General features: G+C 76.0%; 9 protein-coding genes. 3 read left to right on the top strand and 6 right to left on the bottom strand.

The window, feature by feature from the left end; all coding sequences use genetic code 11:
- The coding region (locus AB0O53_RS01880; RefSeq protein ID WP_494517985.1) for an RlpA-like double-psi beta-barrel domain-containing protein at nt 1–477 on the top strand (477 nt) is incomplete at its 5' end.
- 154 nt (nt 478–631) lie between these two features.
- On the top strand, nt 632–1,669 hold the full coding sequence (locus AB0O53_RS01875; protein WP_350988887.1) for a hypothetical protein: 1,038 nt from the start codon (nt 632–634) through the stop codon (nt 1,667–1,669).
- A gap of 9 nt (nt 1,670–1,678) precedes the next feature.
- Here the strand turns inward: AB0O53_RS01875 and AB0O53_RS01870 are convergent, their stop codons facing one another.
- From AB0O53_RS01870 to AB0O53_RS01845, 6 genes are all read right to left on the bottom strand, one after another.
- On the bottom strand, nt 1,679–3,250 hold the full coding sequence (locus AB0O53_RS01870; RefSeq protein ID WP_365192720.1) for a GTPase: 1,572 nt from the start codon (nt 3,248–3,250) through the stop codon (nt 1,679–1,681).
- Nucleotides 3,247–5,208 (bottom strand): dynamin family protein, encoded by a 1,962-nt coding sequence (locus AB0O53_RS01865; protein ID WP_365192718.1) that lies wholly within the window; start codon nt 5,206–5,208, stop codon nt 3,247–3,249. Before AB0O53_RS01865 ends, AB0O53_RS01870 begins: the two co-directional genes overlap by 4 nt.
- Nucleotides 5,205–6,839, bottom strand: coding sequence for a hypothetical protein (locus AB0O53_RS01860; protein WP_365192716.1), 1,635 nt, complete (start codon nt 6,837–6,839; stop codon nt 5,205–5,207). The genes AB0O53_RS01865 and AB0O53_RS01860 overlap by 4 nt, the downstream gene beginning before the upstream one ends.
- A gap of 5 nt (nt 6,840–6,844) precedes the next feature.
- Nucleotides 6,845–7,903 carry a hypothetical protein gene (locus AB0O53_RS01855; RefSeq protein ID WP_350988881.1) on the bottom strand — a complete coding sequence of 353 codons (1,059 nt, stop codon included), beginning with the start codon at nt 7,901–7,903 and terminating at the stop codon, nt 6,845–6,847.
- Nucleotides 7,904–7,979: 76 nt separating this feature from the next.
- Nucleotides 7,980–8,876, bottom strand: coding sequence for a TRAFAC clade GTPase domain-containing protein (locus AB0O53_RS01850; protein WP_350988879.1), 897 nt, complete (start codon nt 8,874–8,876; stop codon nt 7,980–7,982).
- 47 nt (nt 8,877–8,923) lie between these two features.
- Nucleotides 8,924–10,225, bottom strand: a complete 1,302-nt coding sequence (locus AB0O53_RS01845) for an Hsp70 family protein (RefSeq protein WP_365192713.1) — start codon at nt 10,223–10,225, stop codon at nt 8,924–8,926.
- Nucleotides 10,226–10,657: 432 nt separating this feature from the next.
- Here AB0O53_RS01845 and AB0O53_RS01840 point away from each other — a divergent pair, with 432 nt between their 5' ends.
- The gene (locus tag AB0O53_RS01840) at nt 10,658–11,515 is read left to right on the top strand and encodes a Crp/Fnr family transcriptional regulator (protein WP_350988876.1); all 858 of its coding nucleotides are present in this window, start codon (nt 10,658–10,660) and stop codon (nt 11,513–11,515) included.
- The last annotated feature ends 55 nt before the right edge of the window (nt 11,516–11,570 follow it).

Raw genomic sequence — 11,570 nt, 5'->3', positions numbered from 1 at the left:
ACCACCGTCACCGTCAACGGCCCCTCCGGCAGCTGCGTCCTGCTCAACAACGCCGCCTTCGAAAAGGTACGCGAACCCGGCAAGAACCTGATCCGGAAGGCCCGCGTCGAGCGCGTCAGCGGCGGCGCCGCGGCCCCGGCGGCCGGTCAGGCGAAGCCGACCGCCGCGGCCAGTGCCCCGGCGAGTGCTCCGGCCGCCCCGGCGGGCGGGCAGGCCGCGCCGGCCACCGGTGAAGTGGTGTGCCCGGGTTCGACGGTGACGCTGTCGGGTGAGGCCGGTGCCCCCGCGGCCACCAGCGGCACCTTCCCCGTCGGGACCAAGCTCAAGGTCACCAACCTCGACAACGGCCAGGCCACCACCGTCACCGTCAACGGCCCCTCCGGCAGCTGCGTCCTGCTCAACAACGCCGCCTTCGAAAAGGTACGCGAACCCGGCAAGAACCTGATCCGAAGGGCCCGCGTCGAGCGTGTGAACTGACGTCCGGCGCAGGCCCGTTCGGGGCGGAGGGCGCCATGGCGGGGCGCGGCGCGAGCCGGCTCCCGCCATGGCGCCCGCCCTTGCGAAACGGCCCCGCCGGGCCGCGGTGCGGCGCTAGCCTGGGCTGGCCGGACGCCGATGCGGGGGGATGCCGATGGCGGGCCTCGGAACGGGACCACAGGGCGGCAGGCAGCGCCGTCTGTGCCTGATCGTGGACGTCGAGAAGTACAGCGGGCGCAGCCACCGCGCCCAGATGCGGGTGCAGGACGCTGTCGCCCAGGCCCTGGACTACGCCTGTGAGCGCGGCGGAGTGCGCCGACAGGGGTGCGCCCTGCAGGACCGCGGCGACGGTCAACTGCTCCTGCTGCCCGCCGGGGTGGACGAGGCGAGGGCCGTGCCCGGACTCGTGCAGGGCCTGCGGGACATGCTGCCCCTGCTGAACGCCCGGGCGGCGCAGGACGAGCAGATCCGGCTGCGCGCCGCGCTCGCCCAGGGTTCGGTGCAGCGGGCACCGCTGGGCTTCGTCGCCTGGTCGGTGGAGCTGGCGTCGAGGCTCCTGGACTCGACGGAACTGCGTACGGCGCTCGCGGAGTCGGCGGACAGCGACATGGCGCTGATCGTGTCGGACGACCTGTACTCGGACACCTTCGCGACGGGCGCGGGCGGCCTGACCGGGTCCGCGTTCCGTCCGGTGCGGGTGGACATCCCGGAGAAGCGGTTCTCCTCGGACGCGTGGATCAGTGTGCTGCCCCGGGGCCGCACGGCTCCGCTGGGGGTGGCGGTTCCCCCACCGGGCGGGCTTCCGGCGCGGCGCGGCCGCGGCCTACGGGCCGGCGGCGCCGCCCTCGGTGCGTCCGGGGCGTACGTTCTGGTCAGGGCGCAGCACCAGCGCGATCCGGAGGGCCACTCCGCGGACCCGCACGACCATCAGGACGGCCGGGCCGACGAGGACGGCCATCACGAGGAGCACGTCCACGAGAGCGGTGAGGAGTTGGCGGACATGGGCCATGACGGCCACGAGGGCGAGCAGACCTGGGACGAGGGGCACCTGACGGAAAGCGAGGTGATCGAGGCGGCCGACGGGACCGGCTACACCTCGGTCTCGGACTACGTGCACGGGGAGAACGGCCACGAACCCGACCCGCATCCCGTGGCGGACTGGGACGACGACCACGGCCACGACCGGTGGTGAGGACCGCGCTCAGGGGGCGGCGGCCCTGAAGTAGAGCTCCTCGCACAGCTCGCGGGCCGTCCGGGCGTGGCGTTGCAGGACCCGTGACGGCCCCGATTCCAGCCGTCGCCACCGGGCCGCCGACTCGGCCGCCGTACGGGCCGCGTGCGCGGACTGCGACGCCGCCGTACCGGGAGCCGGTTCCGGCAGGCCGAGGCAGGCGGCCGTCGTCGTGCCGGTGGCCAGCCGGAGCAGGGCCGCGGTGTCCGGTTCGGAGAGGCGCAGCCGTCCGGCCGCGAAGTCGGCCAGTGCCGGGGCGAGTTCGCTCTGCCGGAGCAACGGGTGGCGGCGCAGTGCGGCGACGCCGGCCCGCAGGTCGTCGAGGGCGCGGCGGGCCGCGGGGGCCGGGGCGTCACCGCCGTCGAGCGCGGTGCGCGCGGCCTCGTCGAGCAGGCCGAGCGCGGCGGCGGCGCGCAGCCGGTCGGCGGCCGTGTCGAAGCGCCGCGCGATCTCGTCCAGGAGCACGTCGATGCCCGAGGCCGCCCGCAGTTCCGCCAGCAAGGCCCGGGCGCCGGGGTCGGCCAGGGCGGGTACGGCGTCGACGGCGGCGCCGATGCCGTAGCACCCCAGCAGGTCCAGAACCCGGGCCCGGCCGGGGCCGTCGAGGGGGCCGTCGGGCCAGTGCAGGAACTCGTGCGGGGAGTACAGTGCCCGCTCCAGGTCGGCGCGCGGGGCGGTCGCCAGCCGCCGCACCAGGGCGGCGTCGGCCTCGGTGAACTCCTCCCCCAGCGCCGTCTGCGCCAGCAGCCCCGCCACGGGTACGACGCCGGACAGCAGGCCGGTCAGCCGGGTGGCGTAGGCGGCGGCGACACGGCGGGCGCGGGGCCAGGGGTCGCCGGTGCCGTCGCCGAGTTCGTCGATGCGGCTGAGGACGCCGACGACGTTCAGGGCGGTCATCCGGTCGTGGGCCTGGCGGCGCAGCGACTCCAGCGCCTCCGCGTCCCCGGCGCCGGGGTGCGGCATGACGTACAGCAGGGCGTCGGCGGCGCCGAGCGCGCGCAGCGCGACCCCGTCGAGTCCGCTGAGGGTGTCCATCCCGGGGGTGTCCACCAGGGTCCACGGGCGGCCCGGGGCGTGGCCGCCGGCGGTCTCGACGACGATCTCCTCGATCTCCTCGCGCGTCGAGCCGAGCAGGGTCACCTCGCGCGGGATGCCGCCGCCGGGGCGGCCGGGCACGTGGTAGCGGCGGCCGTCGGTGCGGCGCACCTCCAGGCGGTTCTGCACGCCGCCGCGGAACCAGGCGACCAGCGTGGTGCACTCGGTGGCTCCGGTGGCGGCCAGGCGGCGGCCGAGCAGGGCGTTGACGAGCGTCGACTTCCCCGCGTTCATGCGGCCGCCGACGGCGATGCGCAGGCCCGGCTCGGCCAGGCGCAGCCGTACGGCGGCCAGTACGGCGGCGAGGGGCCCGCCGGGCGGCAGGTGCGGGGCGGCGACGCGGCAGAGCGCGTCGACGCGCCCGCACAGCTCGCCGGTGGGCCCGGTGCGTCCGGTCGCCCCGGCGGGGCCGACGGGGCCGACCGGGCCGGTGGGGCCGACGGTCATGCGGGCTCCGGCTCCGGCTTCGGCTCCGGCGTCGCCGCGGTGGCGGCCGCAGCGGCCGCCGGGTGGCCGATGGCGGCCGCGAGATCGCGGCCGCGTGCGATCAGCTCGCCCAGGGCCGCGGATCGGCGCCGGGCGTTCTCGCGCTCCTTGGCGAGCTGTTCCCGGCCGGCCGCGAGATGGCGCTGGAGTTCCTCCAGTTCGCCCTCCAGGATGGCGCGCTGCGCGGAGACCTGGTCGGTGATGCGCGCCGTGATGCGTTCGCTGACGTCGTCGACGGTGCGGGTGATCTCCGGGGGGATCTCGGTGGTCAGTTCGGCCACCAGGCGGTGTGCGTACCGCATCGCGTCGCCGCGCACCCGGCCGAGGTCGGTGCGCCGCTTGCGACGGTTGGAGAGCAGCGCGATCATCCCGAACCCGGCGGCGAGCGGCAGCAGGACGCCTCCGGTGGCCAGCGCCGTCACGGTGGCCGCGAGCCCGCCCGCGCCCCAGGCGGGCATGACCCGCTCGACGAGGGCGAGGGCGCCGCGGTTGTCGTGGCCGGTGCTGACCAGGGTGGGGAGCGCGTCGAGCCGTTCCGGGCGGGCGAGGGCGAGTTCGGCGACGGCGGGACCCGCGTCCAGGCGGCACTGGTGTTCCATGAGGGCGACGAGGCGGGCGACCCCGTCCCGGGTGGCGTTGTCCAGGTCCAGCCAGATGGCCTCGACGCCGGCCTCCAGGTCACGGGGCAGTTCGCCGGCGAGGTCCGGGCCGGAGGACGCGGCGATCTTCTCCTCGGCGAGCTGGCGCAGGTCGTTGACGTTGCGCTGGAAGCCGACGCGGAGCCTGCGTTCCAACTCCCGTGAGGCCTGGCGGAGGTTGCCGCGCCACGTGGCGTCGGTGCGCTGGAGGGCGCGCAGCGCGTCCCGGTGTCCGCGGACCTCGTCCTGGAGGGTGGGGTCCTGGGCGAGGGAGCGCAGCCGGCGTTCCTGTACGGCGGCCAGGGGGGCGAGTACGGAGAGCGTGACGTGGAGGGCGTTGGCGAGCCGCAGCCCGGCGGCGTCCTCGGCGATCCGCCCGGCCAGGGCCTCGGTCAGCGGGCCGAAGCCGCTGGCCTCCATGCGGCGCGCGGCGGTCTCCCGGTCGCCGGCGGCGGCCGCGGCGTCCGCGTCCTCCTTGGCGCGGCTGCTGACCGGGAACCAGGGGGCGGCGGCGTAGCGGGGGGCGTGCTCGGCGAGGAGGGCGCGGTTGCGTTCGAGTACGGCGGGCCACTCGCGGTACTTGTCGGTCTGGGTCAGGACGAAGACCACCTCGGCCATGCGTTCGGTGGCCTGCTCCAGGAAGCGGAGTTCGGACGCGGTCAGTTCGCTGGAGCCGTTGACGACGAAGACCAGGGCGTCGGCCTGGGAGAGGGTCGCCAAGGTGATCCGGGCGTGTCCGGCGACGAGCCCGCCGACGCCGGGCGTGTCCACGAGGGTCAGCCCGGAGGCGAGCAGGAGTGCGGGGACCCCGACCTCGACGTGGTGGACGTCGTCGCGGCGGGCGGTCTGGGTGACGGGATCGACGGCCGCGTACTCGGCGATGTCGGCCGGATCGACGGTGAGCGGCGCGGAGCCGCCGGTCAGGTGGGCGACGGCGGTGGGGTGTTCGGCGTGCCGGACGACGAGGTGGACGCCGGTGGCGACGTCGACCTCCACGGGCAGCAGGCCCCGGTGTCCGATCAGGGCGTTGATCAGGGAACTCTTGCCGCGCTTCTTTTCGCCGACGACGACCAGGGAGGCGGCGCCGGAGCGGATGCGGGCCGCCTCGGCGCGGACGGTGGCGGCCAGTTCAGGGCTGACCGGCGCGCCGTCGGGCGACGAGCCGCGGGAGCCGTCCGCGGCCGCCTCGGAGCGGGCGGCGCGGTCGAGGAGGACGGCGGCGTCCGCGACCAGGCGCAGTACCTCCGCGGCGCGGGGGTGGGTGTGGTGGATGTCGGTCATGCGGACCCTCCTGGGTGGGAGCGGTTCGGGTCGTCGGGGTCGTGCTCGGCGTCGGCGTCGGGCGGTGCGCCGGGGCCGTGGCCGGCCGGCCCGTCGGCATCGGGCGTGAGCGCCCCCCACGCCCCGGCCGACCCGCCGGGGGCGGGGGCTGCGCCAGGGACGGTCGTTCCGGGTCCGGCGGGACCACCCGGGCCGGAGGCCGTACGGGGCGCTGCGGCGCCCGCGCCGGAGCGTGCGGCCTCGCCGGGGCCCGGCGTACCCGGCCCCTCGGTGGCGGGGAGCCACCCGGCGCCGACAGCGCCGCCCGGACCGGGGGCCGCGCGGGAGCCTTCGCCCATCGGCCGGCCGGCCGGGCCGCCGAAGTCCGCGGGCGCGCCCGAGCCGCCGGTGACGGAGGACCTGCCGGCGTCGACGCCACGGCCCGGATGCGGCGCCGTGCGGGGGCCGCCGGGGGCGCACGGTGTGGCGGTACCGGCTTCACGGCCTTCCGGGCCGCCCGCGCCCTGGGCGTCGTCGACGCCGTCCGGGGCCGGGGCGGGGGCCGGGGGCGGCGCGCCGAAGGCGCCGAAGTAGCCTTCGTAGGAGGCTTGTTCGGCGTCCACCGCGTGGGCGCGGGCGAGGAGTCCCGGGGCCGGCGGAACCGGCGGCACCGGGTGTTCGTACGCCGCCCTGCCCGTCAGGTACGGCCGGCCCGCGGGATCGTGCGGCTGCGCGGGCCGTGCGGGGCGGGCCTGCGACGGCCGGGCGTCGGGGCGGTCCCCCTCGACCACGGAACGCCACACGTCGCCCATCCGCGCCAGCAAGCCCTTGCCGTCCTTCTCCCGCGGGGGACGCCCCGGCTTCTGCGCCCGTTCCCGCGCCACCGGCTCCCGGGCCGGAGCGGCGGCGGCCCGGGCCGGCGCCGACGGGGCCGTGTGCGAAGCCCGGCGGTACTCGGTGACGTCCGCGCAGCAGGAGTGCGTGAGGCCCGGCTCGCGGGCGTCCCGTGTCTGCTGCCAGCCCGTGGCCAGTACGCAGTCCGCCATCGGACCGGCGGCCAGCGCGGCGTCCCACAGGCCCGCCGCCTGCCCCGCCGGCAGCAGGTGCACGTCCGCGGAATGGGCCGGCAGCCAGCGCGGTGCCGCCGCCGGGTCGGCCGGACGCGCGGACCGCGCCCAGGGGGCCGGCTCCGGGGTGCTGGGGAGCGTCACCGCGTCCGTCTCCCGGGCGACGTCCCAGAGCGGGCCCGCCCAGGCCCGGTAGGTGGCGGCCGCCCAGTGCGGGAAGGACGCCTCCAGTTCGCCCAGTCGCGGCAGGTCGTGCGCGGCCTCCCGGTCGGGGTGGTGCCAGCCGACGAACCCGTACAGCGGCCGGCCGTGCTCGTCGTACGCCATCTCGGGCCCCAGCAGCGGCATCCGGCAGGCGGCGCCGACCAGGACGCCGTGCGCGCCCCGGTCCAGGACGAAGCGGGGCCCGGTGTCGAGCCGCGCACCGCCGCAGACCAGGGCGAGGACCGTGCGTCCGAGCGGTCCCCCGGCGGTCGCCCCCTCGACCCCTTCGGGCAGTGCCCGCCACCAGCGGTCGATCCGGTACGTACGGCCGTAGACGACGGCCGACCAGCCGCCGCGGGCTCCGGTGGTCTCCCTCGGCATCGCCGTCAGCCGATCTGGAGCTTGCCGGAGCGGTAGACGGGCATGTTGCGTAGTTCCTCCACCAGTTGCTCCGCCCGGACGCGGGCGGCGGTGACCCGTGCCCGCGCCTCGTCGTGCAGCTCCCGGCCCGCGGCGATCTCGGCGTCCTTCCGGCTGATCTCGTCCCGCTTGAAGAAGGTGCTGATCCGGCCGCCGCTGCGCAGCCCGGCGAGCTCCTGCGTCTGTTCGTCGAGCTGCCGCTCCACGGCGCGCACGTGCTCCTCGCCGTGGCGGACGATGCCCTCGTCGAGGTAGTGCAACAGGGCGAAGATCATCGGATGGTGCAGGTTCTGCGGGTCGACGAGGGCCGGATCCACGCTGGCGGCCGAGCCGTCGCCGAAGCTGCCGAGCTGGACGGGGCAGAGCATCGCTGTGACGCCTTCGGAGTCGATGACCTTGACCAGTTTGGACAGGTTGCGCGCCGTCTTCTCCAGGGCCTCGTGGGTGGGCAGCCCGGAGATCTTCCCCAGCAGGTCGGCCTTGGTCACCAGCACCACGATCGAGGGTGAGGGCTCGCCCCGCTGCCTGCGCCGGTCGCAGAGGTTGGAGATGGCCCGGGAGAAGCGGGCGATCTTCATGGGGTCGGCTGCGGGGTTGAGGTGGGCGGGGGTGTCGTCGGCGACCCAGCGGCCCACGTGCTGCCCGTCCAGGACGAGGAAGATGCTGTCGGAGCGGTCCAGGCGTTCGGCCAGGGCGGCGACATCGGCGGGTGAGCCCTCGCCGCCGCGCTGGGTGGCCGCGCCGCCGCGGAAGTCCTGGCAGTCGAAGTCGACCAGCGAGGTCACGCCGTGCCGCAGGACGAACTCGTAGTCGATCGGAACCTCGCTGGTGGGCACCGGCAGGCTGCCGTCGGCGCACAGGCCCTCCCAGGCCTCGGCGAGGTCGAGGTCGGTGTCGGGGTCGGTGGCGTACATGAAGTAGCCGCGCAGGCCCATCGAGAGGGTGGCGTACATGCCGAGCAGGTAGGTGGTCTTGCCGGAGCCCGTGGCGCCCAGCATGGTCATGGTGATCCGGTGGTCGCTCATGCGTGCTGTTCTCCCGTTTCGGTGGCGCGGTGCGGACACGGATGTGAAGGGGGCGACGGGCCCGGAGGCAGGGGGCTCAGAAGTCGGGGACGTGTTCCAGCAGGCCCGCGAGGCGTTCGGCCGGCTCGAAGAGGGGTTTCAGCCGTTCGTACTCGGCTTGCGCGGCACGCTCGTGGCGGGCGCTGATCTCGGCCCAGGAGCTCTCCTCCTTCCACCAGCTGGAGATCCGGTCCCAGGCGGTGTCGTTGGCCGCGGCGCGCCGGGCGGAGGCGAGGGACTCCTCGATGGAGGCCTCCAGGGCCAGGCCCCGGCCGACGATCCCGTAGTGCAGGCTCCACAGCACCGGGACGGCGACGTTGACCGGATCGGGGCCGCAGGCCACCAGCGCCACGGCGCCGCGCAGGTGCTGGGTGCGGGCCACTCCGGCGATCAGGCCGTCGAAGGGCTCGACGAGCCGGTCCAGCAGTCCCGGGCGGTCCAGGTCGAGCAGGTCGCTCTTGGTGAACGCGAGTACGAGCGGGGTGAGTTGGTCGCCGCGGGCCTCCAGTGCCCGCTGCACCAGGACGGTCATGCGGCGCGTGTAGCGGTCGGACCCGCCGTCGGTCAGGAGCCGGTGGGCGTCGACGAACACCACGATGCCCTGTGCCTCGACGAGGTCCTGCTGGAGCTGCCCGGCCTGCGGGCTGTCGGCCCGGCGTTCGGTCAGGGCGCCGCCGCGGTAGTCGCGCCAGCGGAAGGGCAGCACGTCGCGTCCCTGGTACTGCAGGACGAACTCGAAGACCTGGCGCCTGCTGCTCATGTCGGGGTAGCGGCCGCGCAGCACGGCCTCGGCCGCGGAGGTCAGCGCGCCGTGGACGAGCACGTCGTCGGTGCGCAGGCTGAAGCCCTGGATGCCGTCGCGCATCGCGGCGTACATGAGTGAGACGTAGGTGGTCTTGCCGGCCGCGCTGTGGCCCAGCATCACGATGTCCATCGGGCTCCCTCGGGATCTGGGGAAAGCGGGGTTCGGGGCTGCGGCCGTCAGGGCTGCGGGGTGAAGCGGAAGCCCAGGTCGCCGTCCGGGTTCAGATAGCGCCGGACGTGCCCGCCCGGGGCCGCCTCGCCACCCGGAGCCGCCGCGGCGCCGTCCGGTGCCGCCGCGCCGTCCGCGTAGGCCGGCCGGGCGCCCTGCCCCGCCCCGGACGGCGTCGGCGTCGGCGTCGGCGGCAGCACGGCCAGGGCGCCGAGGACGACGGCGGACTTGGGGTCGGCGGTGAGCAGCGGCAGCCGTCCGGTCCGCTCGGCGATCAGGTCGGACACCCGGGGGGTGCGGCTGGCCCCGCCGGCCAGGACGATCTCGTGCACGTCCGCGGCGGCGAGCCCGGCGTCCGCGACGGTGGCCGCGAGGAGTTCGTAGCTGCGGCTGAGGAGGGGTTCGGCGGCGGCGTGGTACTCGTGGGCGCGGATCAGGAAGGGCTGCGGGTAGCCGGGCACCGCGATGTCCACCGAGCCGGTCTGCGAGAGCGCCTCGCGGGCCGCCGTCAACTCCCGCCCCAGCGCTGCCCGCTGGGCGGCCGCCGGTGGCCCGGGGTCCTCCCAGAGGGCGTACCAGGGGTCGGGGTCGCGGTCGGCGGCCCGCTCGCCGAGGAGGTCGCGCAGGCACTCGTCGAGGTCCTCGCCGCCGAGGTACGGGTCACCGCCGACGGCGACGGTGTCGAAGCCGTCGGCGGTGCGGCGCAGTACCGCGGTGTCGAAGGTGCCGCCGCCGAGGTCGTAGACGGCGACGGCGCCGCCCTCGGGCACCGCGTGGACCCGCCCGTGGTGCAGCGCGGCCGCCACCGGTTCGGGCAGGAAGCCGGGGTCGGTGATGCCCGCGCGGCCGGCGGCGTCGGCGAGCCTGCCGCGTTCGGCGGTTCCCCAGCGGGCCGGGTGGGTGAGGACGGTACGGGTGGGCGGGCGGCCGCCGTGCGCGGCGCGGGCCTCGGCGTACACGCGGCGCAGGACCGCGGCGGCCAGTTCCGCGGCGGGCACGGACCGGCCGCCCAGCAGCACCGCCGACTGGCGGGCGAGGGCCCGCTTGGGGGCGCGTTCGGCCTGGTCGGGGTAGTGCGCTGCGCGCTGCTGCGCGGCCCGGCCGGTGAGGAGGGTTCCGCTGTCGTCCAGGCAGACCAGGGCGGGCAGGCAGCGGCTGTTCTCGATTTCCAGGGAGCGGGGTCCGACGCCACCGCCGGCGGCCTCGTCCCCGAACGTGGCCGCCGTGGTGAAACAGGTGCCGAAGTCGACGGCGAGCGACCACTCCCGCTCCCCTCGCCCCGCACGGGCGGTGCCCCTGCCGTTGGCCACAACTCCCCCTGGGTGACGTCGTCCCGCTCCCTGGCCCGGCACACCCCGCACCGGGAGTGCCATCGTGGTCCGCCGGTGCCGTCGAGAACCGGTCAGGTGAGGTAATGCCGGCTCCTGTCGGCGGCCGCCCGGGCCCGGGTGGGCCGGGGGCCTGCGGCGGCGGCAAAGTGACTGGTGAGTAGGCGAGTTGGGACGGGCTGCGGCCCGTGGTGCGGATGGGGAATGTCCCGCTCCACCCGCCCGGTGCGTTGCCTTATCCGGTCTGTCCATCTCATCCCCGGACAACTTCTGCGTGCGCTAGGTTCCTCGCACTGGCACCGCCCCGTGCACGAGCGGGCGTGAAAGCCGAGGGGGGCTCCCATGCGCATGCACACATCATCCAGTTCCAGGAACCACACGACGGCGGTGAGTCGTTGGCCCCAGGGCACACTCATGGCCAATCTGGCCGCCGACGACCGCGAGAGGCTGATCGGCCTCGGCCGGATCGTCACGTACGGGGTCGGGGAGACCCTCATCAGGGAAGGAGGACCCGAGACGACGGCCCTGCTGATCACCTCGGGCTGCGTGAAGGTCTTCGGCGGCGCCGAGGACGGCGCCACCGTGCTGCTGGCCCTGCGGGTGCACGGCGAGATCGTCGGTGAGATCTCCGCGCTGGACGGGCAGCCGCGGTCCGCCACGGTGGTGGCGGTCCGGTCCACCGCCACCCGGGTCCTGACCGCCGCCGCGTTCCGCTCGTTCTTACGCGAGAGCCCGGCCGCGGCGGAGGTCGTGCAGCGGTCGGTGGCGGGCAAACTCCGCGGCGCCACGCGCCACCGCATCGACTCCAGCAGCGGTACGGCCACGGTCCGTCTCGCCCGCACCCTCGACAACCTCGTACGCAGCTACGCGCGCTCCGTTCCCGAAGGGCTGCGGATCGACGTGCCGCTGAGCCACGCGGACCTCGCCGCCCTCGCCGGGATATCCGACGCCAGCGTGCAGCGCGCCCTGCGCAGCCTGCGCGCCGCCGGAGCCGTGGCCACCAAGTACCGGGGGGTGGTCGTCCGCGAGCCCGGCATCCTGCGGGCCATCGCGGGGCAGAGCGGCTGGCCCGCCACCGACGAGAGCCTGCTCCCGGGGATCCCCACCCCGCGCGGCCCCCGGCCGCCCCGGCCCAAGCGGCCGCCCCTGGAACCGCGCCCGCCGCGCACCGAACCGGCCACCGGCCCCTACGGCGCCGCCCCGGCCGCGCACGGCCCGGCGCCCGCCGCGGCGGCGCCGGATGAGGACGGCGCGCTGCCCGAGACGGGCTGATCCCCAGCCCCCGCGCGCATCGGGCCCGCACCGGTCCGCACCGTGTCCGAAAAGG

Source organism: Streptomyces erythrochromogenes (assembly GCF_040684695.1).
Classification (GTDB): Bacteria; Actinomycetota; Actinomycetes; order Streptomycetales; family Streptomycetaceae; genus Streptomyces; species Streptomyces erythrochromogenes_C.
The sequence above is the reverse complement of the archived record's forward strand: the minus strand, read 5'-3'. Positions and strand labels throughout refer to the sequence as shown.